The 21,145-nt window shown below is 65.9% G+C and carries 20 protein-coding genes; 9 read left to right on the forward strand and 11 right to left on the reverse strand.

The features are described 5' to 3' along the window. Positions 1 to 8: 8 nt before the first annotated feature. The 4 genes from LPW39_RS08370 to LPW39_RS08385 form a co-directional block, all read right to left on the reverse strand. Positions 9 to 1,037 carry an ABC transporter permease gene (locus LPW39_RS08370; RefSeq protein ID WP_230773441.1) on the reverse strand — a complete coding sequence of 343 codons (1,029 nt, stop codon included), beginning with the start codon at positions 1,035 to 1,037 and terminating at the stop codon, positions 9 to 11. Between the two features lie 24 nt (positions 1,038 to 1,061). Next, positions 1,062 to 2,651: a sugar ABC transporter ATP-binding protein gene (locus LPW39_RS08375; protein ID WP_230773443.1), complete on the reverse strand. Its 1,590-nt coding sequence runs from the start codon at positions 2,649 to 2,651 to the stop codon at positions 1,062 to 1,064. 14 nt (positions 2,652 to 2,665) lie between these two features. Beyond that, entirely contained in the window at positions 2,666 to 3,616 is a 951-nt protein-coding gene (locus LPW39_RS08380) for a sugar ABC transporter substrate-binding protein (protein ID WP_230774285.1), read from the reverse strand. Positions 3,617 to 3,831: 215 nt separating this feature from the next. Next, on the reverse strand, positions 3,832 to 5,097 hold the full coding sequence (locus tag LPW39_RS08385) for a YbfB/YjiJ family MFS transporter (RefSeq protein ID WP_230773444.1): 1,266 nt from the start codon (positions 5,095 to 5,097) through the stop codon (positions 3,832 to 3,834). 79 nt (positions 5,098 to 5,176) lie between these two features. Between LPW39_RS08385 and LPW39_RS08390 the strand changes: the two genes are divergently transcribed. Genes LPW39_RS08390 through LPW39_RS08405 form a run of 4 tightly spaced genes read left to right on the forward strand, consistent with a single transcriptional unit; the run spans position 5,177 to position 8,631 of the window. Further along, entirely contained in the window at positions 5,177 to 6,061 is an 885-nt protein-coding gene (locus LPW39_RS08390) for a LysR family transcriptional regulator (RefSeq protein ID WP_330166596.1), read from the forward strand. Next, positions 6,058 to 7,110 carry an NAD(P)H-dependent flavin oxidoreductase gene (locus LPW39_RS08395; RefSeq protein ID WP_230773445.1) on the forward strand — a complete coding sequence of 351 codons (1,053 nt, stop codon included), beginning with the start codon at positions 6,058 to 6,060 and terminating at the stop codon, positions 7,108 to 7,110. The genes LPW39_RS08390 and LPW39_RS08395 overlap by 4 nt, the downstream gene beginning before the upstream one ends. Positions 7,111 to 7,157: 47 nt before the next feature. Further along, positions 7,158 to 8,054 carry a pyridoxal kinase PdxY gene (gene pdxY, locus LPW39_RS08400; protein ID WP_330166597.1) on the forward strand — a complete coding sequence of 299 codons (897 nt, stop codon included), beginning with the start codon at positions 7,158 to 7,160 and terminating at the stop codon, positions 8,052 to 8,054. 19 nt (positions 8,055 to 8,073) lie between these two features. Continuing rightward, on the forward strand, positions 8,074 to 8,631 hold the full coding sequence (locus LPW39_RS08405) for a GNAT family N-acetyltransferase (protein WP_230773446.1): 558 nt from the start codon (positions 8,074 to 8,076) through the stop codon (positions 8,629 to 8,631). A 29-nt stretch (positions 8,632 to 8,660) separates the two neighbouring features. On the opposite strand, the gene LPW39_RS08410 is transcribed toward LPW39_RS08405, so the two are convergent. The 4 genes from LPW39_RS08410 to LPW39_RS08425 form a co-directional block, all read right to left on the reverse strand. Then, a complete protein-coding gene (locus LPW39_RS08410) occupies positions 8,661 to 9,953 on the reverse strand; it encodes an O-antigen ligase family protein (protein ID WP_230773447.1) in 1,293 nt (430 codons plus the stop codon). Continuing rightward, the gene (locus LPW39_RS08415; protein WP_230773448.1) at positions 9,950 to 10,762 is read right to left on the reverse strand and encodes a glycosyltransferase family 2 protein; all 813 of its coding nucleotides are present in this window, start codon (positions 10,760 to 10,762) and stop codon (positions 9,950 to 9,952) included. The genes LPW39_RS08410 and LPW39_RS08415 overlap by 4 nt, the downstream gene beginning before the upstream one ends. Then, a complete protein-coding gene (locus LPW39_RS08420; protein WP_021028650.1) occupies positions 10,763 to 10,969 on the reverse strand; it encodes a zinc-finger domain-containing protein in 207 nt (68 codons plus the stop codon). A 244-nt stretch (positions 10,970 to 11,213) separates the two neighbouring features. Further along, a complete protein-coding gene (locus tag LPW39_RS08425; protein ID WP_230773449.1) occupies positions 11,214 to 11,645 on the reverse strand; it encodes a glycerate kinase in 432 nt (143 codons plus the stop codon). A gap of 174 nt (positions 11,646 to 11,819) precedes the next feature. Between LPW39_RS08425 and LPW39_RS08430 the strand changes: the two genes are divergently transcribed. The 4 genes from LPW39_RS08430 (at position 11,820) to LPW39_RS08445 (ending at position 16,356) form a co-directional block, all read left to right on the forward strand. Next, positions 11,820 to 12,512, forward strand: a complete 693-nt coding sequence (locus LPW39_RS08430; protein ID WP_230773451.1) for a MarC family protein — start codon at positions 11,820 to 11,822, stop codon at positions 12,510 to 12,512. A gap of 169 nt (positions 12,513 to 12,681) precedes the next feature. Beyond that, the gene (locus LPW39_RS08435) at positions 12,682 to 14,163 is read left to right on the forward strand and encodes a S1C family serine protease (protein WP_230773452.1); all 1,482 of its coding nucleotides are present in this window, start codon (positions 12,682 to 12,684) and stop codon (positions 14,161 to 14,163) included. Next, a complete protein-coding gene (locus LPW39_RS08440; RefSeq protein WP_230773455.1) occupies positions 14,160 to 15,254 on the forward strand; it encodes an FHA domain-containing protein in 1,095 nt (364 codons plus the stop codon). Before LPW39_RS08435 ends, LPW39_RS08440 begins: the two co-directional genes overlap by 4 nt. A gap of 97 nt (positions 15,255 to 15,351) precedes the next feature. Then, positions 15,352 to 16,356, forward strand: coding sequence for an aldo/keto reductase (locus tag LPW39_RS08445; RefSeq protein WP_230773458.1), 1,005 nt, complete (start codon positions 15,352 to 15,354; stop codon positions 16,354 to 16,356). Positions 16,357 to 16,362: 6 nt separating this feature from the next. Here the strand turns inward: LPW39_RS08445 and radA are convergent, their stop codons facing one another. Then, complete coding sequence (gene radA / locus LPW39_RS08450; protein ID WP_230773463.1) at positions 16,363 to 17,748, reverse strand: DNA repair protein RadA; 1,386 nt, start codon at positions 17,746 to 17,748, stop codon at positions 16,363 to 16,365. Positions 17,749 to 17,880: 132 nt separating this feature from the next. On the opposite strand from radA, the gene LPW39_RS08455 reads away from it, so the two are divergent. Then, on the forward strand, positions 17,881 to 18,510 hold the full coding sequence (locus LPW39_RS08455) for a glutathione S-transferase family protein (RefSeq protein ID WP_230773465.1): 630 nt from the start codon (positions 17,881 to 17,883) through the stop codon (positions 18,508 to 18,510). Here LPW39_RS08455 and LPW39_RS08460 read toward each other — a convergent pair. Together LPW39_RS08460 and LPW39_RS08465 are read right to left on the reverse strand one after the other, a co-directional pair. Next, positions 18,507 to 19,373: a substrate-binding domain-containing protein gene (locus LPW39_RS08460; protein ID WP_230773467.1), complete on the reverse strand. Its 867-nt coding sequence runs from the start codon at positions 19,371 to 19,373 to the stop codon at positions 18,507 to 18,509. The two genes, LPW39_RS08455 and LPW39_RS08460, sit on opposite strands and share 4 nt — an antisense overlap. 53 nt (positions 19,374 to 19,426) lie before the next feature. Beyond that, entirely contained in the window at positions 19,427 to 21,049 is a 1,623-nt protein-coding gene (locus tag LPW39_RS08465; protein ID WP_407928815.1) for an ABC transporter substrate-binding protein, read from the reverse strand. Positions 21,050 to 21,145 lie beyond the last annotated feature (96 nt).

Genomic DNA, 21,145 nt, shown 5'->3' on the forward strand with positions numbered 1-21,145 from the left:
CACCACCGTCAGGCCCGGCGTGCGGCACGGCGCTGGCGCACCGTGTCGATGATCACGGCCACCACGATCACGGCGCCAGTGATGATGCGCTTGGCCGGCTCGCTGGCGCCGATCTGGGCCAGGCCCGCTTCCAGCACGGCGATGATCAGCACGCCAAAGAAAGTGGCAATCACCGAGCCGCGTCCGCCCATCAGGCTGGTGCCGCCAATCACGACGGCGGCAATCACCTGCAGTTCCATGCCGCTGCCGGCATTGGGGTCGGCCGCTTCCAGACGCGCCGATTGCATCAGGCCTGCCAGGCCGGCCAGCAGGCCGGTCAGCGCAAACACCAAAATGCGGATAGGTCGGGGATCGATACCGGCCAGGCGCATGGCCTCTTCATTGGTACCAATGCCCACCACATAGCGGCCGAACACGGTGCGGGTCAGCACAATCTGGCCCAGCGCCACCACCACGATGGCGATGACAAACGCAGCCGAGACGCCATAGGCGATGGGCGCAGCCAGGCCGGAGATCGCATCACCCACATACTGGGTGCGCGAGTCGGTCACCAGGTAGGCCGCGCCGCGCAGCGCTTCGAGCATGCCCAGCGACACGATGAAGGTGGGCAGACGCCAGACCACCGAGATCGAACCCAGCACCGCGCCACAGAGCAGACCGCAGAGCAGGCCCAGCGCGCCCGCCGCCCAGGGGTTGAGGCCCCAGACCAGAATCGCCTGGGCCGCCACGGCCGCCGACAGCGCCAGCACCGAGCCCACCGACAGGTCAATGCCGGCCAGGATCAGCACAAAGGTCATGCCCACGGCCATCACCGCCAGTGCGGGAATCTCGTTGGCGATGGTGACAAAAGTCTCGGTGCTCCAGAAATACTCGCTGAGAAAACTGAACAGCGCGACCATCGCGGCCAGCACCAGAAACAGGCCCACATAGGTGCCCCAGGCCTGCATGCGGCCCGAAGACGCCTGCGAGGCGGCGCTGGCAGCCGGTGCAGCCGGCGGCGTAGGCGCGCTGGCGCGCGCGGAAAGGGGGGTTGTCATGGCTTGGTCCTCTTGCCTGCTCTTTTATTCGGGGGTTGCAGCCTGTGCTGCGGCGTGGGCCGATGGGGCTTCGTCCACATTGCCAAAGGCGGCGGCCAGCAGTTGCTGGTCGCTCCACTGGCCGCGCTCGAACACGGCCACCAGCTCGCCATCGTGCATCACGCCAATGCGGTCACACATGGCCATCAGTTCGCGCAGGTCGCTGGAGACCATCAGGACGGCCTTGCCGTCATCGCACATGCGGTCGATCTCGTGGTAGATGTCGGCGCGCGCGCCCACATCCACGCCGCGTGTGGGCTCGTCGAGCAGCAGCACATCGCAGGGCTGGTGCAGCCAGCGGGCGAACACCACTTTTTGCTGATTGCCGCCACTCAGGGTCGATACCGCCTGCTCGGCATTGCGCGAGCGGATGCGCAGGCGCTCGACAAAATGGCGCGCCACTTCGCTCTCTTGCGCACGCTGCAGCCAGCCGCCGCGTGCAATCTTGTGCATGCCCGCCAAGGTGGTGTTGGCACGGATGGATTGCGACAGCAGCAGGCCTTGCGACTTGCGGTCTTCGGTCACCAGGCCGATGCCAGCGCGGATGGCCTGCACGGGGCTGGTCCAATTGGGCGCCACGGTGTGTGTGGCGGCGCTGCTGCCAGCGGCATGCAGGCTGATTTCACCCTGCTCGGCGCGGTCTGCGCCAAACAGCAGGCGCACCAGCTCGGTACGGCCCGAGCCGACCAGGCCCGCCAGGCCCATGATTTCGCCCGCATAGAGCGAGAGGCTGACGCCGCGCACCTGGGCGCCGCGTTGCAAATTTTTCGCAGACAGGCGCAGCGCACCGCGTGTGCGGCGCGGCCGGCCTTCGTTGTCCTGCACGGCATGGCCGACCATGCGCTCGACCAGCTCATGCTCCTGCACGCCCTGCATGGGCCGCACATCGACCAGGCGGCCATCGCGCAGCACGGCCACCCGGTCGGCAATGCGCTGCAGCTCTTCGAGCCGGTGCGACACATAGACCAGCGCCACACCGCGCGCCTTGAGCAGCGCGATCTGCGTGAACAGGTGCTCGGTTTCCTTGAGCGTGAGCATGGCGGTGGGCTCATCGAGCACCAGCACCCGCGTGCCATCCTGCAGATTGCGGGCGATCTCCACCATCTGCTGCTGGCCAATGCCCAGCTGCGAGACGGGGGTGTCCGGGTCGATATGCTGCATGCCGATCTTGGCCAGCTGGGTGCGGGCCAGCGCCCGCATCGCCGCATGATCGAGCCAGCCGAGCTTGTGGGGGAGCTGGCCCAGCAGCAGGTTCTCGGCCACCGTCAAGGTGGCCACCAGGCCCAGCTCCTGCATCACCATGCGCACGCCCTGGCGCTCGGCATCGCGGCGCGATGTGGGGGCAAAGGGCTTGCCATCGAGCTGCATCTGGCCCTGCGATGGATCCACCAACCCGCACAGAATCTTGGACAAGGTGCTCTTGCCCGCGCCGTTTTCTCCGGTCAGCGCCATCACTTCGCCCGCATGCAGATCCAGGCTCACGCCCTCCAGCACCAAGGTGCCGGAGTAGGCCTTGCCCATCTGCTGCAAACGCACGCGTGGCGTGCCGGCGCCTTGCGCCTCAGTCGTTGCCATGGTGTGCGCCGTCGTTACTTGCTGTCCTTGGTCACCAAGGCCACATCGGTCTTGACCTCAGCAGGCAGCTCGCTCTGCTTTTTCTTCTCGGCCAGCGCCTTGAGGGCGATCTCGATGCCGAACACGGCCTGCTTGGCGGCGTACTGGTCAGCGGTGGCCAGCACGCGGCCGTCCTTCAGCATGGGCTTGATGGCGGCGATATTGTCGTAGCCCACCACTTGCACCTTGCCGGTGCGGCCGGCGGCCTTCACCGCTGCGACCACGCCCAGCGCCATGCTGTCGTTGCCCGCCATGATCGCCTTCAGATCGGGGTGCTCGCGCAGCATGCCGGCGGCCACCGTGTTGCCCTTGTCGATTTCCCACTGGCCCGATTGCAGGCTGACCACATTGGCGCCAGCGGCCTTCATCGCATCCTGGAAGCCCAGCGTGCGCTGCTGGGCGTTGAAGGTGGTCGAGACGCCTTCGACGATGCCCACCTTGTCACCGGCCTGCAGCTGCTTGCCCAGGAAATCGCCCACCAGCTTGGCGCCAGCACGGTTGTCCGGGCCCACGAAAGGCACGTTCAGGTCCTTGCTCTTGAGTGCATCGGCATCGAGCTTGTTGTCGATGTTGACGATCAGCACGCCCTTGTCGGCTGCATTTTTCAGCACCGACACCAGGGCCTTGGAATCTGCCGGAGCAATCACGATAGCCTGCACGCGCTGGGCCACCATCTGCTCGACCATCTTGATCTGCGCGGCCGTGTCGGTTTCGTCCTTGATGCCGTTTGCCACCAGGGTGTACTGGGCGGCATTGGCCTTCTGGTGCGCCTTGGCACCGTCTTCCATGGTGCGGAAGAACTCGTTGGCCAGCGATTTCATCACCAGGGCCACCTTGGGCTTGTCAGCCGCTGCGGCTTGGTGGGAAAAACCAGCCACGGTGGCCAAGGCCAGCGCAGCAGTCAGGGTACGGCGGGTAAAGCGCATGAGATAAGTCTCCGAAGGATTGTTGTGCATCACGCGGCGCCATCCACAGCAGTAGCCGCGAGATGCCGCATGTTTGCATGGGCGCAAACGTTTGCGCCCCGGAGTTTACCCGAAGGTCAAACAAGGTTTCACGAGTTGGTCATGCGGGGTAAATGCTTCGGCGGCCCCCGCTTGGGCAGCCCGCTACGGCTGCCTGCGGGTTGCATTTCAGCCGCTCAGCCCTGATGCGGATGGCGCCAGACCATGGCAGCCAGAATCACGATCCCCAACACGAGTGCAGCGCCTGCGGCCGCCAGGCCATAGGCAAAGCCTTGCTGGGTGCTCGCGCTGTGGGCCAGCATCCAGGCGACCATGGGAGGGCCCACAATCTGGCCCAGCCCGTAGGCAGCCGTCAGCAGGCCCGGAAAGCTGCTGAGCGCAGACGGCCAGATGCGGCGCGCCTCTTGCAGCGCAAAAAAGGTCAGCGCGGTAAAGGGCAGGCCCAGCAGCAGGCTGCCCAGCGAAAAGCCCAGCGGCGTGGGCCACAGCGCGCTGATGGCGATGGAGACGGCCTGGATGCCGTAGCCGGCCATCAGCAGGCGGCGCCGGTCCCAGCGCGTGGGCAAATGGGTCGAGAGATAGGCGCCCAGTGCCACGCCGCCGCCAAACATGGGCCAGAACAGATCGGGCCAGACCGAATCGGCCGGCAGCGCGCCGCGCGCAATCACCGGCAGGTAGGTGGCGGTGACGATATAGCCCAGGCCGGCCAAGCTGTAGGCCAGGGTCAGCAGCAGCCGGTCGACCGGGCCCTCGGGCGCGACTGCCACGGCAGCGCCGGTCTGCGTATGGGCAGGCGGTGGCGCCAGCGGGCCGCGCACCACCGTCATCACCATCAGCCAGAAGACCAGCGCCAGCAGCGCAAACGCCAGCCAGGCGCTGACGGCATGCCAGCCGGCCGCCACCATGGCGCTGGTGGCCAGGCCGGTCAGCGCAATGCCGATGCCCGGGCCGCAAAACAGCAGACCCCCCATTTGCGGCCGCCCCAGATGCGCGAGCTGCGACATGCACCACAGGGTGATATTGAGAAACACCACCGCGCTGGCCACGCCCGAGACAAAGCGCAGGCTGGCCCAGGCGCCGGGCCAGTTCAGCGCCATCGCCGCCGTCAGCACCGCAGTGATGAACAGCCACCAGTGCACCATGCGCGAGGGGTGCAGCCGCTGCATCAGGCCCTTGGCCACCCAGGGCAGCACCATACAGACCAGGGAGCCGACAAAGTAGCCCAGGTAGTTGCTCATCGCCAGCCAGCTGCCTTGCGCCAGGTCGATGCTGCCGTCGTGCAGCATCATCGGCATCAAGGGCGTAAAGGCAAAGCGCCCCACGCCCATGGCCGAAGCCAGCGCCACCATGCCGGCCACGGCCACCAGCCATGGGCGCTGGCTCCAGGGCAGCGAATCGCTGGAGGAGGAAGGGGAAACCGAAGAGCTGACCGAGGGTGGCATGGTGCGGACCTGTCGTTTATGTATCTTTTTTAGAGATGCCATGTTAAATTAACATCTTCAAAAAAGATAGATACAAACCGTGTTGGATCTCGCCACCCTTGCCATCTTTCAGCAGGTGATTGCCAGCGGCAGCATCACCCGTGCTGCGCAGCAGCTGGGCCGCGCCCAGTCCAATATCACCACCCGCATCCAGCAGCTGGAGGAGTCGCTGGGCGTAGCACTTTTTGTACGCGAAGCCCGGCGCATGGTGCTGACACCCGAGGGACAGCAGCTGCAGCGCTATGCCGACCAGTTGCTGACCCTGGCCGAAGAGGCCACGCAGAGCCTGCGCGGCCAGCACCCCAGCGGCCGGCTGCGCCTGGGCTCGATGGAGAGCACGGCCGCCGCGCGCCTGCCGCTGCCGCTGGCCACGTTCCACCGCACGCACCCGCAGGTGCAGCTGGAGCTGTCCACGGCCGCATCGCTGCAGCTCATGGAGCAGGTGCTGGACCACCAGCTCGATGCCGCGCTGGTCGCCTGGCCGCCGCCGGATGTGGATGCGCCGCTGCCGCTGGACCTGGTGCCGCTGTACGAAGAATCGCTGCAGCTGCTGCGCCCCGCCCAAACCCTGGAGGGAGAGCTGCCCCGCACCCTGGCCGGTTTCAGCGATGGCTGCACCTACCGCCGCATTGGCGAGCAATGGATGGCGCAGGCCCATGGCCCGGTTCCCACGCGCGTGCTGCAGCTCTCGTCCTACCACGCGATCATCGCGGCGGTGGCTGCAGGCAGTGCCGTGGCTGTCGTGCCCCAGACCGTGGTCGACCTGCAGCGCAACCCGGTGCCCGTACACAGCCAGCCCTTGGGCACCTGCACCACGATGTTTGTCACCCGCCAGGGCTATGCCACACCGGCCGTGCAGCAATTGCTGGCGGTCCTGCAGGCGGCCGCCCCCACCCCTTTAAACGCAGCGATGGAGACCGTATGACCCGCAACCTGACACATGAACTGGGCCTGCAGCTGCCCGTGGTGCAAGGCCCGATGACAGGCGCGGACAGCCCGGCGCTGGCCGCTGCCGTCAGCGCTGGCGGCGGCCTGGGCTCGCTGGGCTGCGGCATGCGCTCGCCCCAGGCGATGGCCGAGGCCGCTGCCGCAGTGCGCGCGCAGACCGACCGGCCCTTCGCCATGAACCTGTTTGTGCAGGCCACCCCTGCACCCGATGCCACCACCGTGCAGCAGGCCTTGCAACGCCTGGCCCCGCTGTATGCCCGCTTTGGCGCTGAGCCAGCCGTACCCAGCCAGTGGTGCGAAGATTTTGCGCAACAGCTCGATGCCCTGGCCGCCTGCCGCCCGGCGGTGGCCAGCTTTACCTTCGGCATCCTCAGCGCCGCCCAGGTGCAGCGCCTGCAGGCAGCAGGCAGCCAGGTCTGGGGCACGGCCACTACGGTGGCCGAGGCGCTGGCCTGGCAGGCGGTGGGGGCCGATGCGGTCATCGCCAGCGGGAGCGAGGCCGGTGGCCACCGGGGCACCTTCTTGGCGGACTACGCCTCGTCGATGGTCTCCACCTTGCCGCTGGTGCGCGACTGCGTGCGGCAGCTGCAGGTACCGGTGATTGCGGCCGGCGGCATCATGGATGGCGCAGGCATCGCCGCCGCACAGGCGCTGGGGGCGCAGGCGGTGCAGATGGGCACGGCCTTTCTGGTCTGCCCGGAATCGGCCATCAACGCGGCCTACCGCGCTGCGCTGGCGGCTGCCCAAGCTACCGACACGGTTACTACCCGCACCATCTCGGGCCGGCCCGCGCGCGGCATCCGCAATGCGATGATCGATGCGCTCGAAGCCGATGAGGCCGCCATCCCGCCCTACCCGGTGCAAAACGCGCTGACCGGCGCACTGCGCAAGCTCGCCGGCGCGGCGGGCGATGCGCAGTACCTGTCGCTGTGGGCCGGCCAGGGCGTGGCCCAGGCCAGAGCCCTGCCCGCTGCGCAACTATTGCAAAAGCTCAAGCAAGAGTGGCAGGCAGCGGGCGCACAATAGCAGCCAATGCCCGGCAGCCTGGTCCGGGTCTGCAAAGACTGCCTACCGTGAACACTGTTGCACCCTCTGCCCCTGCGCAAGCCTCCCGCCCCGTCATTCTGTCCATCCAATCCCATGTAGCCTGGGGCTATGTCGGCAACTCGGCGGCGGTGTTTGCGCTGCAGCGCCTGGGCTTCGATGTGCTGCAGGTGCATACGGTGCTGTTCAGCAACCACACGGGCTACGGGCAGTTCCGGGGCCAGATCCTGAGTGCCGAACACATCCGCGACATCCTCGCGGGCCTGCGCGAGCGCGGCGCGCTGCAGAAAGTGGGCGCCGTGCTTTCGGGCTACCTGGGCAATGCCGATACCGGCGCAGCCATTCTCGATGCGGTCAATGACATCCGCCAGGCCAACCCGCAGCTGCGCTACCTCTGCGATCCGGTGATGGGCGATGTGGGCCGGGGGCTCTTCGTCAACCCCGCGATCCCCGATTTTCTGCGCGACCAGGCCATCCCTTTCGCCAACATCATCACGCCCAACCAGTTCGAGTTCGAGCTGCTGAGCGGCACCAAGCTGGCCAGCACCGAAGAAGCGGTGGCCGTTGCGCGTCAGATGCGTGGCCGGGGGCCGGACACCATCGTCATCACCAGCCTGGCCACACCCGACATCGCTGCCGACCAGCTGGGCACCCTGGCCGTCAACGGGCAAGGCGCCTGGCTGGTGACCACGCCGCGTATCGACCTGCACCCCTTGCCCAATGGCATGGGCGACGTGTTTGCCGCTACCTTGCTGGGCCGGCTGGTGGATGGCCGCGCGTTGCCACAGGCGCTGGAGCTGGCGACGGATACCTTGTATTCGCTGGTCCAGGGCACGCAGGCGGGCTCCCGTGATCTGCCGCTGGTGGCAGCGCAGGCGCAGCTGATCGAGCCGGCAGCGCGCTTTGCGGCCCGCCAGGTGGCCTGAGCAGAAGGTCACACACCGCATGTTGAATCCAAGCCCCGCCCCCCGCCTTCAGCTACGCGCCTTTGAACCCAGCGATTTCGAGGCCTACGCCCACTACCACCGCCAGCCTGCTGTCTACCGCTACCTGTATGCCGAGGCACCGCAGGACACTGCGCTACTCCAAGCCCAGTTTGAGCGCGACGCACTGCCCCAGCGCCTGGCGCAGGATGGCGACACCCGGCGCTTTGCCGTCGTGCGCAGCAGCGATGGCTGTCTTTTGGGAGAGACCTTGCTCAAACTGGCCAGCGCCGCTGCGCGCCAGGCGGAGGTAGGCTATATCTTCGATCCAGCCCATGCCGGACACGGTTACGCCACCGAAGCGGTGGCGCTGACCTTGGGGCAGGGATTTGGCGCGCTGGGCTTTCACCGCATCTTTGCGCGGCTCGATGCCGCCAACCAGAGATCGGTGGGCGTTGTCGAGCGCCTGGGCATGCGGCGTGAGGCGCACCTGATCGAGAACGACCAGTTCAACGGCCAGTGGGGCGATGAGTACATCTATGCGCTGCTGGCCCGCGAGTGGCACAGCCGCCAAGGCTGACGGGCGGCCAGCCTGGCGAATTACCGGACTCAGCGTGTCGCGTGCAAGGCCAGCAGTGCGCGCTCACGTCCAATCAGTGCACCCAGCAGCAGCACCAGCAGGTAGACGTAGAACAGGTGCCCGCTGTTGTGGGCAAAAAACACCTGGGTCAGGCCAAAACCCATGTAGCACAGCGGCACCATGATGCCCAGCATGCGCAGGTACAGGATTTGGCGGTCCATAGGGGCGCCGGGGCACTGCGCCATGCGCTTGCGGGTGGGCCAGAAGATCAGCAGCGGCACGGCATAAAAGGCCAGCAGCAGGGCCACCCCCACCAGGCCGCGCTTGGCAAACATGTCGAGCAGCTCGTTGTGCGCATGGTCATAGGGCAGCACCGAGGCGCTGGCCTCGCCCGCCTCCACGCGGCGGGCTTTTTCTGCGATATAGCCTTGGAGGCCCCAGCCGGTCAGCGGCTTGTCCAGCCCCATATGCCAGGCCAGGTGCCAATGGGCCAGGCGCTGGCCTACCGAGGTTTCAGCTGCATGGCGGTCTTGCACCTCGTAGCTTTGCACCTCATGCACGGCCGTGTGGTAGCGCTGGGCCATCTCACCGCCTTTGAACGACACCAGACCGCCGATGCCAATCACGGCGGCCAGCAAGCCCATGCCCACCGGCTTGCGCAGACCACAGCGCCACAGCAGCACAGCGCCAATCAGCAAGACAAAGGGCAGCACGATCCAGCTGCCACGCGTGTCCGAGAGGATGACGGCCAGCAGGCCGAACAGACTGCAGACGAGGCCCAAGGCGCGCTGCCAGGCCGCCAGCGAGCGCCACAGCAGCAGCACGCCAAAGCAGCAGGCCAGCGCCAGCACCAGCGCAATGCCGCTGAACTGGATCGCATTGGTAAAGCCGTTGGCACGGTGGGCATCGGTCCAGCCCATCTGGTAGACGGCGACCAGGCCAGCGCCCAAGGCGCCCGCCAGCATGCCCCAGCCCAGCGGGCGCACCCGGGGCGCACAAGTCTGCAAAAAGCCCAGTCCGGTGATGGCGAATGCGTATTTGATGAACTGGTCGCTGCGCGAGCGCATATGCCAGTCGTCGAAGCTCATGGTCCACATGACGGCCATGACGGCGAGCATCAGCGCCCAGCCCAGCGCCCGGCGGTCCCAGCTGCGGCCCCACCACTGGCGCACAAAAATCAGGCTGGCCAGCGCCAGCACGGCGGCACCAAAAGAGTAACCAGAGGGCAAGGTCAGTGCCACACCGGGCACCAGAAACGCCGCCAGCTGGCTGGCCCGCATTGCGGGCGATGGCGCAACGGGCGCCGCCGCAGCCAGGCTCATCGCCGCACGTCTCCGCTCAGATAGGGGCGGTCATAGGCCAGCGCGACGTAACGGAAGAAGCTCTCCAGCGCGACGAACACGCAGTACAGAAAACCCGCACCCCCGCAGAGAATGCCGAAATGGAAAAAGTAAAGACGCACAAACATGGCAATCGACGAGGCCAGGCCGCGCAGAATGCCGCCGCGCACCCCCTCTTCGGCGCGCTTGGCTGCGCCCAGCATCGCGTATTGGGTCAGCTTTTCCAGGCTGGTATGCACGGTGCTGCGTGAGTGGTGCAGCAGCGGTGTGCGCATCAAATGGCGCGTCACATTGGCACGGCTCAGTTGCGCCTCTTCATGCACCACGCCGGTGTATTCCCGCAGCAAACCCCGCCAGAACAGCCTCTCCACCTTGGCGGTGGAACGCAGGTATTTCAGCTCCTTGCCGAAAGCGACCATGCGCCAGCGCACCATCCAGATGGCCTCCTCGCCCGACTGGACGATGGCTTCCAGCTCCTCGCGGAACGCGGGAGAGATGGTCTCATCGGCATCGAGGAAGAACACATAGTCACCCTTGGCGTGGGCGAGCAAGCGGTTGCGCTGCAACGCGAAGCCCTGCCAGTCTTCGTAGCGAAACACCTGGGCACCAAGGCTACAGGCAATGGCGGTGGTACGGTCCACACTGCCACTGTCCACCACCACAACCTGGTCGGCAAACGAGGCACTGCGCAAGCAGGCCTCGATATTGTCTTCTTCGTTGAGCGTGAGGATGCCAATGGTCAGCGTCAGCCTGCGCGAAGCTGCAGCGCCGCCCAATGGGGAATCAGTCACTCAATGGCCACCGTGGAAGGTTTCGCCCGCTTTGAGCCGGTACACCGTGCCGCAATAGGGGCACTTGGCTTCACCGCTGTGGCCCACGTCCAAAAAGACGCGCGGGTGGCCGCTCCACAATTTCATGTCCGCCTTGGGATTGGGGCAAAACACGCCACCCTGGGCGTTCAGGTCTTTGGCCAGCAACTCAACAACTGCCTGGGTCATGGTTTTCAACTTTCCTGGACCGGCCTCGCACCCCTGTCGCGAACCGGCTATCGATGATTCTTTAAGCATGGGCAATGGTGGGGACCAGCCCCAATGGGCTCCCATGCTGGGCAGTGATTTTACGTGGACGGCGCCCGACTTGGCAGAAGATGCGCAGCGCGCGCGTAAGAATTGACCGCCAAACCCACCTAAAAGCCTTGCGCGAGGTGGCGGGCGGTCGCCGTTGTTACAAGTAGCCTGCCCTTCAGGACTGCGGGTGGGCGGGCCCATCCACGGCATCCGCCGCTTCGGTGGGGCGCTGCAGCGTCCACTTCTGAAGACGGCCATGCACAAACTCGCAGGTCACGCTGGAGTCGGTGTTGTCGCGCCACACAAACACCTCGGGCTGTTCCAGAGCCTGGGATTGGCGCAGGCCCAGAGAGCGCGTCATCGCCACCACATGCACCAGCGGCACATTGGCTTTGAGCTTGGCATTGAGCATCACCGCACTGGCGACATAGCCCAAAGGCCGCTCGGAGGCCCGCTTCATGATGGTCATCAGACGGGTGAAGTGCAGCATGAGCCACAGCACAATGCCACCGCTGACGGCGAGCACACCCATCCACTTGTAATTTTGGTAAGCAGCCCCCAGCAGCACCAGCAAGCCAATGGGGATCAGTATGTTTCTCCAGTTCATCGCGCTATTGTCCACTGCCTGCGGACTTGCCCTTGTCGCCAGGGGCCAATTGGCCGGAGCCTGGACAGTAACCTACACATACGCTGTAACGATATTGGCCGGTTGCCCACTGGTGCGACTTCGCTTAGAGTGGCACCATCGGGCCATAGATTAACTATCAAAAGGCATTTTCCAATGAATTTTGACACTTATCTGAGCGCGTCCCACCAAAGCTTTTGGCTGCTGGTGGCTACCGTGGTGCCGGCGCTGAGCCCCATCGGGATCTCGGTCTTCTTTCTGGCACTGACCGAAGGTGCCAGCAAAGAGCTGCGGCGCAGCATGGCCACCCGTATCGCCCTTCAAACCAGCGCGCTGATGGTCTTTTTCATGCTTTTTGGCGCCATCATCCTGAACCTGTTTTCGCTGTCCATCGATACTGTGCGACTGGGCGGCGGCCTGTTGCTGGCGGTGATCGGATGGAACATGATCAATGCGAAACCCAATGAGGAGCTCCAAGAAAAGGCCACCCCGGCCCTATCGCCAGAATCCGCCCGTCTGCTCACCTTCTACCCGCTGACCTTTCCGCTGTCCTTTGGACCGGGCACGCTGGCTGCGACCATCACGGTCAGCGTGGCACTCCTGGACAGTGAGTCGGCCGCCGTCGTTGCCGCCAACCTGCTCGGCGCCGTCGTTGGCTGTCTGGTCGCGGGCAGCACGGTGCTCATCTGCTACCGCTATGCCGACCGGATACTCAAACCGCTGGGTAAGAGCGGCGTCATGATCTTCCTGAACTTCTCGGCCTTCATCCTCATGTGCCTGGGCATCCAGGTGGCCTGGGGCGGGCTGCGCAACCTGCTCACCGAGGTGCTGCGCCGTGGCGTTGCCTGATGCCTACGAACACTTGCACAGATACCGGATCCCTTCACACAACAGCGCTTTAATTTTGATAGCATTTGAGCTTGCCCGGTATCCAGCCCTGGCCGTCAGCCCCTGAGCCCAACGCCCTGCCGTGCCTGCGAGCGAGCCCGCTGGCATGCAGCGCGCGAACCCCAACACCATGACCCATTGCACATCTTCCCCTTTGTGGCGCAACGGCCTGGCGCTTGCGCTGGCCGCCCTGCTGGCAGCGCCCGCCATGGCCCAGGCGCCGTTGGTACAGACGGCCAACCCGCTGGCAGCGGAGGCCGCCGTGCCCGCGTCCACAGCGCCATCCCTGTCACCCTCAGCGCCAACAGCACCCGGTACGCCTGCCGCCGCCAGCCAACCCGCAGCGGCGGCCGAAGCCCCACCTCCCTCCCCCGACGCGCAGCAAGCTTATATGGCCGCCCGCGACAAGCTGGTGCAGATCCGCACCTTGCGCCGCCAGACCAATACCCAAAGCAGCACCGGCTCGGGCTTTTTTGTCTCTGAAGACGGCCTGCTGATCACCAACTACCATGTGATCAGCCAGCTGGCGCTGGAGCCCGAACGCCACCGTGCGGTGCTGGTATCGGTCAGCGGCCAGGAGGCGCCCGTGCAGTTGCTCGCCATCGATGTGCTGCATGACCTGGCACTGCTGCGTGTGGCCCCCGCCAAGGAAGGCGCAGAGGTCAGCCCTGAGCAGCACTACAGCGCACTGCCACTGCGCCCCAGCAGCCGGCCACTGAGCGGCGGCGAACGCATCTTCTCGCTGGGCAACCCGCTGGATGTGGGCTTTGCGATCACCGAGGGCACCTACAACGGCCTGGTACAGCGCAGCTTCTACCCGCGCATCTTCTTTGGCGGCACCTTGAACCCGGGCATGAGCGGTGGCCCGGCCATCGACACCCAGGGCCGCGTGGTCGGCGTCAATGTGGCCAAGCAGCTGGGCGCCGAGCAGCTGAGCTTTCTGGTGCCGGTGGAGTTTGTCGAGCAGCTGCTCGCCCATGGCCGCGAGGCCGCCCCGTTCAAGGGCGCCATGCATGCCGAGGTCACGCGCCAGCTGATGGCCCACCAGAAGGACCTGGTCGACCGGGTGCTGAGCGGCAGCAGCCGCAGCGAGCGCTACGGCCCCTACCGCGTGCCGGTGCCATCCGAAACCCTGGCGCGCTGCTGGGGCGATGGCCGTGAGCGGCGCAGCGAATCGCTGTTTGATTTTGAGCGCAGCCAGTGCCGCATCGACAGCGAAGTCTTCACCGGCGACGGCGATGTCGGCGGCCTGGGCATGCGCTACGAAGCCTATGACGCGCCCCGCCTGAGCCCCTGGCAGTTTGCCCATACCTATGGCAGCAGTTTTGCTAATGAGCCCATGCGCAAGCGCGGTAACCGCGTTCGCACCGGCTATGAATGCCGCGAAGATTTTGTCGCCGGCGACGCCAAGCTGCCGCTACGCGCCGTCGTCTGCATGGCCGCCTACCGCAAGTTCAGTGGCCTGTATGACCTGACCGTGCTGGCCGTCTCGGTGGACCAGCCGCGCCAAGGCGTGCTTGGCCGCCTCAACGTCAGTGCCGTGAGTTTTGACAATGCCCAGCGCCTGGCCCGCCAGTACCTGCAAGGCTTCTCCAGCGAGGCCGCCCAATGAGCCAGCACGAATACCCTGAATTGACCGACATCGCCCCCGAACACGAAGACGCCAGCGTCCAGCCATCCACCTCTGCGCAAGAGCCCGAGGGCGCGGTGCTGGAGCTGGTCGAGCGCGGCCACCGCCTGGCCATGGCCCTGCCGGTGTATGCCTGGCCCTGCACCATCGGCCGCGCCGCCACCAATGACCTGGTGCTGACCGACCCCAGCATTGGCCCCAGCCATGTGCGCCTGCACCAACCCAATGCGGGCCACCCTAATGTGGGCCAATACGAGGTCGAGGTGCTGGACAGCACCAATGGCGTCTGGCACGGTCGGCGCCACTACAGCGCCGGCGAGCGCTTTGTCTGGCAGCCCGGCCAGCGCCTGACCCTGGGCCGAGGCGTGCAGCTGAACCTGCGCAGCACCGCCCAGCCCTTGCCCGCCACCCAGCGCTGGCGCCCGTTCTCGCGCGCCCAAGGCCTGCTGACGGCCATGGCCCTGGTGCTGCTGGTGCTGCTGTCGGCCTGGACCACCTGGCTGGGCGCCACCGAAACCGGTGCCCTCGCCCGCCAGCTGCCTGCCATCCTGCTGTGGATGCTGGGCGGCCTGCTGGTCTGGACCCTGGGCTGGTCGATGATGGGCAAGCTGTTCACCGGGGTGACCGGCTTCTGGCGCCATGTCTGCATTGCCTCGGTCGGCATGGTCGCCATGGCCGTGCTCGATGTGCTGCTGTCGGTGACGGGCTTTGCCATGTCCTGGCCCATGCTCAGCCGCTTTGCCAGCCTGGCGTCCTTCACCTTGCTGGCCGTGGTCATCTGGTTCCACCTGCGCGCCGCCACCTTGGTGTCGGCCCGTACCCTGGCCCTGGCCGTTGGCGGCCTGCTGGTGCTGGGCATCGGCGCCAAGCTGGGCCTGCAGTGGCAGACGCAAAAGCGCCTGGGCGACAACCTCTACATGTCCACCATGCTGCCGCCGGAATGGCGCTTGGCCCCTACCACCTCGGTGGACCAGTTCATGCAAGGCACTGACAGCATGCGCGAGCAGCTGCAAAACCGCAGCCAGCTGGAAAAGGACGACGACGAGGAAGGCGACGACAGCGGTCTCGATTGAGCAGCGATGCGGCGGGGCAAGCCGCAGCCTCGTGACTGACAAACCGGCGGCGGCCCGCTAGCATCGAGGGACTCGACCTGATTCCCGAAGGACCAAGATGCAGTACCGCCAGCTGGGCGCCAGCCCTCTCCAAGTCTCCGCCCTCTGCCTGGGCACGATGATGTTCGCCGACCAGACCGATGCCCAGGAGGCGGCGGCCATCGTCGCCGATGCGCGCGCCCAGGGCGTCAACTTCATCGACACCGCCGACATCTACAGCAAGGGCGAGTCCGAGCGCATGGTCGGCCAGCTGCTGCAGGGCCAGCGCGATGACTGGGTGCTGGCCACCAAGCTCGGCAACCCGATGGGCAGCCAGCCTAACCAAGGCTACTACTCACGCGCCTGGATGCTGCGCGAGGTCGAGGCCAGCCTGCGCCGCCTGCAGACCGACCGCATCGACATTCTCTACCTGCACCGCGATCGCGCCGGCCTGCAGCTGCACGAGCCGCTATATGCGCTCAAGCACCTGATCGACAGCGGCAAGATTCTGTACTGGGGCCTGTCCAACTTTCGCGGCTGGCGCATCGTCGAAGCGGTCTACACCGCCCGCGAGATCGGCCTGCCGCCGCCCGTCGTCTGCCAGCCCTATTACAACCTGCTCAACCGCATGCCCGAGACCGACATCCTGCCCGCCTGCGCGCAGTTCGGCATCGGCGTCGTGCCCTTCAGCCCGATTGCGCGGGGCGTGCTCAGCGGCAAGTACCAGCCCGGCATGGAGCCGCCCAAGGACAGCCGCGCCGGCCGCCAGGATGCCCGCATCCTGCAGACCGAGTTCCGCCCCGAATCCCTCGTGATCGCCCAGCAGGTGCAGCAGCACGCCGAGCGCCAAGGCATCAGCGCTGCCCAATTTGCCACCGCCTGGGTGCTGGCCCATAACGCCATCAGCTCGGTCATCGCCGGTCCGCGTACCTTGAAGCAATGGCAGGACTACCAGCCGGCGCTGAACTACCAGATCACCGTGGAAGACGAGCGCCTGGTCAACGGCCTGGTCAGCCCCGGCCACCCGTCGACGCCGGGGTACAACGACCCGGCGCATCTGTGGCCGCAGGGACGGCTGGTTTAAGCCAGCTCAGTCCAATCCACGCACCAGCGATATCGCCTCATCCACCCGGTCCACCGCGTGGATGGTGATGCCCTCGATCGGCTTCTTGGGCGCATTGGCCTTGGGCACGACGGCAACGGTAAAGCCCAGCTTGGCGGCTTCCTTGAGGCGCTCCTGCCCGCGCGGGGCAGGGCGCACTTCACCGGCCAGGCCCACTTCGCCAAAGGTGATAAAGCCCTTGGGCAGGGCCTTGCCGCGCAGGCTGCTGGTGATGGACAGCATGACGGCCAGGTCAGCCGCAGGCTCGCCAATGCGCACGCCGCCGACGGCGTTGACGAAGACGTCCTGGTCCGCGCAGGCCACGCCGGCATGGCGGTTGAGCACGGCCAGCAGCATGGCCAGGCGGTCGCGGTCCAGTCCCACCGACAGGCGGCGCGGGCTGGGGCCGCCGCTGTCGACCAGCGCCTGGATCTCGACCAGCAGCGGGCGGGAGCCTTCCAAGGTCACCAGCACGCAGCTGCCGGGCACCGGCTCGCTGTGCTGGCTCAAAAAGATGGCGCTGGGGTTGCTCACCCCCTTGAGGCCTTTTTCGGTCATCGCGAACACGCCGATTTCGTTGACGGCGCCAAAGCGGTTCTTGATGGCCCGCACCAGGCGGAAGCTGCTGTGCGTGTCGCCTTCAAAGTAGAGAACGGTATCGACCATGTGCTCCAACACGCGCGGACCGGCCAGCGCGCCTTCCTTGGTCACATGGCCCACCAGCACCACTGCAATGCCGGTGCTCTTGGCCATGCGGGTCAGGTGCGCCGCGCATTCGCGCACCTGGGCCACCGAGCCGGGGGCAGAGCTGAGCTGGTCCGAGTACATGGTCTGGATCGAGTCGATGATGACGATGGCCGGCTGCGTGCTCTCACAGGTGGCCAGGATCTTCTCCAGCTGGATCTCGCTCAGCACATCGACCTGGCTGTTGTCCAGCCCCAGCCGGCGCGAGCGCAGCGCCACCTGGGCACCACTCTCTTCACCGGTCACATAGAGCGCTGGCAGCCCCTGGCGCTGCAGTGCATCCACCGCCTGCAGCAGCAAGGTGGATTTGCCGATGCCCGGATCGCCACCAATCAGCACCACACCGCCTTCGACAATGCCGCCGCCCAGCACCCGGTCCAGCTCGGCAATGCCACTGGGGGTGCGCGCCACTTCAGTGGCCTCAATGGCGGCGAGGGGCGTGACGGCCTGGGCCTGGCCGGCATAGCCGGTGCGGCCGGTCTGGCTCAGGCGGTTCTTGCCGCCCCCCGCCGATTCGGTGGCGCTCTCCACCAAGGTGTTCCAGGCATTGCAGGAGGGGCACTTGCCCAACCAGCGCGGGCTGGTGCCACCGCATTCGCTGCAGATGTAAACGGATTTCTCTTTGGCCATGGCGTGGATGTTTCGGTACAGACACCCATGGTAACGGCGAGCGCAGCGCGGCGCCGGCAAATCGTTTAGCATCCCCAGGCGATACGGCAGACAGCCCGCAACCAACACCTAGCACCGCCCCCAAGGAGACCCATGAGCCAAGACCTGACCCTGTACTACGCCCCCGGCACCTGCGCCCAGGCCGTGCTGATTGCCTTGCACGAGGCGGGCGCCGCCTTCCAGGCCCAGCGTCTGAACATGGCCGAAGGCGCGCAGCGCACACCCGCCTACCTGGCCATCAATCCCAAGGGCCGCGTTCCCGCGCTGGTCACCCCGCAAGGCGTGCTGACCGAGACGGCCGCGCTGCTGCTGTATGTGGCACAAACCCACCCTGACAAGCAACTGGCGCCGCTGGGCGACCCGTTCCAACTCGCCCGTCTTCAGGAGTTCAACAGCTACCTAGCCTCGACCGTGCACATCAGCCATGCCCACCGCCCCCGCGCAGCACGCTGGGCCGATGACGAGGCGGCACAAAAGGCCATGCAGGCCAAGGTGCCGCACAACATGCGCGATGCCTTTGCGCTGATCGAGCAGCACTACCTGGGCGACAAGACCTGGGTGATGGGCGAGCAGTACACGGTGGCCGATGGCTACCTGTTCACGATGGCCGGCTGGCTCAAGAGCGACAGCGTCGATATCAACGAGTTCCCGCGCGTGGCCGCGCACTATGCCCGCGTGGCAGCACGGCCTGCGGTGCAGGCGGCGCTGGCACAGAGCGCTTAAGGCTGGTATTCGGCCGGATCGAGGTGCTCGACCGGCGGCGCAGGTGGCTGCGACACGCCCGCCACCGGCTCCCAGCCTGAGCCGCTCCAGTCATGCATGGCCGCTTCGCGCTGGTAAAAGCGGGCCAGCAACTGGGCACCGGCGGTGCTGCAGGCCTGGCCGGCAATGCCGGCGCTGTACACCGCCTCATAGGCGAGCGGGTGCGGTATCTTGCCAACCACTTGCACTTCGGCAGAACGGGGCAGCTCGCTGCGCAGCAGCAGGCCCAGCTCCGCATCGCCCCTGGCCACCAGCTGCGCCACCTGGGGGCCAAACACCTTGATGCTCTTGGGCAGCACCTTGGCGTTCAGATCCAGTTCAGGAAACAGCTTTTGCTCGATAAAGTCGCTGCCATCGGCCGAGGGGTAGGCGATACTGCGGGCGGCCTCCAGCATCTGCTTGGCATCTTCGGTGTCTTTGAGCACCGGCAGCGGGCGGCCGGCTTGCACGATGGCGATCAGCGGTGAGCGCACCACGTCATAAAGGCGACCCTGGCGTACCAGGCCATGCGCCTGCAACAGCTGCAATACGGGGCGCGGCGCCAGCACCAGATCGACACAGCGTGCCTGCTGCAGGTACTGCATCAGCTCCTGCACCACCACATGCGGCGCGCCATAGCCGGGTTCGGCGCGGATCTGCGTGGGGATCATCAGCTGGCCGGCCAACGCCCGGTGCACGGGCACAAAGCCCTCGGTCATCAGCAGCTGCACCGGCAGGCTGGCATGGGCCAGGCTGGGTTCTGCATCGGGCTGCGGCGGCTCGGAGGCACAGCCCGCCAGCACCGCAGCGGCACAGCTGAGCAAGAAGGAGCGGCGAAGAGGCATCAGGCGCATGCCGGCATTATCAGACAGCCGCGCCAACCCTCACCACCAGCCCCTTAATTCACCACATTCAACAGGCGCCAGTCGATGTAGTTGTCCGCGCGGGTCGGGATGCTGACCTTCTTGCTGGCCGCCCAGGGGGTGATCAGGTTGAACAGTGGAATATGCGAGATGGCCTTGTGCTCGTTGAGCAGCACCTTCTCGATCAGCTGGTTGCGCAGCTTCAGATCGGTCTCGGTCTTGACGCGCTCGATCATCGCATCCTGCTGCGGGTCGGAGAAGCGGCCCAGGTTGAAGTTGCCGTCGCCACTGCCGCCCGGCGAGCGCAGCAGCGCCTGCAGGCTGTAGTACGCATCAAAGGTGGGCACCGACCAGCCCAGCAGGTAGACGCTGGCTTCGTAGCGCTGGATCATCGGGAAGTAGGTGGCAAACGGGTAGGTGCGCAGCTTGGCCTTGATGCCCACCTTGGCCCACTGGGCGCTGATGGCCTGGCAGAGCTGCTCATCGCTGGGGTAGCGGCCGGCAGGGCAGGAGAACTCGAACTCGAAGCCATCCGGGTAGCCCGCCTGGGCCAGCAGCTTCTTGGCGCCTTCCGCATCAAAAGCCAGGCGCTGGTCGGCCTGCTTGGTCCAGCCATTCACATGGTGGGCGATCAAGGTGCCGGTGGGCTGGGCCAGGCCGCGCATCACCACGCGCTGGATGGTGCCCATGTCGATGGACTGGTACAACGCCTGGCGCACGCGCACATCCTTGAAAGGGTTCTTGCCCTTGACGCTGGACTGCGGAATTTCGTCGCGGTACTGGTCCATGCCCAGGAACAAGGTGCGGTCAGCCGCAGACTCCAGCACCTGCAGGTTGGGCGCCTGCTTGATGCGCTGCAGGTCATTCATGCTCGGGTCGATGATGAAGTCCACCTCGCCGGACAGCAGCGCTGCGGTGCGCGTGGCGTCCGACTTGATCGGCGTGTACACCGCCTGCGTGATGTTGCTGGGGTACTGGGTCTTGCCCCACCACTGCGGGTTGCGCTTGAGCACCAGGCGCGAATCCTGCGACCAGCTATCGAGCACATAGGGGCCGGTGCCCAGCGCATGGCGGTGGGCATAGTTTTCGTCCTTGGCCTTGATGTCCTTGGGCACCTCGGACTGGTGCTGCACTGCCCAGGGCTTGCTCATGATGCGCAGCTCGGTCAGCTGGTTGACCAGCACCGGGTTGGGCACGTCGGAGAAGATATCCAAGGTGCGGGCATTGACCACCTCGATGCGGTCGATGCCCTGGGTGTAGACCACAAAGCCGGAGCTCTTGGACTTGGCCCGTTCCAGCGAGAACTTGACGTCATCAGGCGTCAGCGGCGAGCCATCGCTGAAGGTCACGCCTTCGCGCAAGGTGATGCGCAGCTGCTTGGGGTTGATGCGCTCCCACTTGGTGGCCAGCGAAGGCTCGGGCTTCTGGGTCTGGCTGTTGTACTCGACCAGCGCTTCGTAGACCGCGCGGTGCACCGAGTTGTTGACCCCTACATTCTGCGCATGGATATCCCAGGACGACAGGTCGGCCGAGCGGGTCCAGCGGAAGTTCGATGCCTGGGCAGAAAATGCCATGCTGGCCACTGCGCCGGCCATTGCCAGGGTGCAGACGCTGCGCGCCCAGCCGTTGCGGCCTTGCAGATAAGTGGTGGGTTGCATCACAGAGTCCTTCATTCCATGCAAAAAATCAAAACGCCGCACTATGGCAGTGCAGCCCGGCCCCGCCAACGATTTATTCGTTGTATCGATATGGGC

The organism is Comamonas koreensis (assembly GCF_021026195.1).
Lineage (GTDB): Bacteria > Pseudomonadota > Gammaproteobacteria > Burkholderiales > Burkholderiaceae_C > Comamonas > Comamonas koreensis.

Coding starts and splice junctions, on each gene's coding strand:
- LPW39_RS08465 (WP_407928815.1), bottom strand. CDS start 21,049: ATGCAACCCACCACTTATCTGCAAGGCCGCAACGGCTGGGCGCGCAGC.
- LPW39_RS08375 (WP_230773443.1), bottom strand. CDS start 2,651: ATGGCAACGACTGAGGCGCAAGGCGCCGGCACGCCACGCGTGCGTTTG.
- LPW39_RS08440 (WP_230773455.1), top strand. CDS start 14,160: ATGAGCCAGCACGAATACCCTGAATTGACCGACATCGCCCCCGAACAC.
- LPW39_RS08425 (WP_230773449.1), bottom strand. CDS start 11,645: ATGAACTGGAGAAACATACTGATCCCCATTGGCTTGCTGGTGCTGCTG.
- LPW39_RS08410 (WP_230773447.1), bottom strand. CDS start 9,953: ATGAGCCTGGCTGCGGCGGCGCCCGTTGCGCCATCGCCCGCAATGCGG.
- LPW39_RS08460 (WP_230773467.1), bottom strand. CDS start 19,373: ATGCCTCTTCGCCGCTCCTTCTTGCTCAGCTGTGCCGCTGCGGTGCTG.
- LPW39_RS08395 (WP_230773445.1), top strand. CDS start 6,058: ATGACCCGCAACCTGACACATGAACTGGGCCTGCAGCTGCCCGTGGTG.
- LPW39_RS08380 (WP_230774285.1), bottom strand. CDS start 3,616: ATGCGCTTTACCCGCCGTACCCTGACTGCTGCGCTGGCCTTGGCCACC.
- LPW39_RS08430 (WP_230773451.1), top strand. CDS start 11,820: ATGAATTTTGACACTTATCTGAGCGCGTCCCACCAAAGCTTTTGGCTG.
- LPW39_RS08385 (WP_230773444.1), bottom strand. CDS start 5,097: ATGCCACCCTCGGTCAGCTCTTCGGTTTCCCCTTCCTCCTCCAGCGAT.
- LPW39_RS08445 (WP_230773458.1), top strand. CDS start 15,352: ATGCAGTACCGCCAGCTGGGCGCCAGCCCTCTCCAAGTCTCCGCCCTC.
- LPW39_RS08455 (WP_230773465.1), top strand. CDS start 17,881: ATGAGCCAAGACCTGACCCTGTACTACGCCCCCGGCACCTGCGCCCAG.
- radA (WP_230773463.1), bottom strand. CDS start 17,748: ATGGCCAAAGAGAAATCCGTTTACATCTGCAGCGAATGCGGTGGCACC.
- LPW39_RS08405 (WP_230773446.1), top strand. CDS start 8,074: ATGTTGAATCCAAGCCCCGCCCCCCGCCTTCAGCTACGCGCCTTTGAA.
- LPW39_RS08435 (WP_230773452.1), top strand. CDS start 12,682: ATGACCCATTGCACATCTTCCCCTTTGTGGCGCAACGGCCTGGCGCTT.
- LPW39_RS08420 (WP_021028650.1), bottom strand. CDS start 10,969: ATGACCCAGGCAGTTGTTGAGTTGCTGGCCAAAGACCTGAACGCCCAG.
- LPW39_RS08370 (WP_230773441.1), bottom strand. CDS start 1,037: ATGACAACCCCCCTTTCCGCGCGCGCCAGCGCGCCTACGCCGCCGGCT.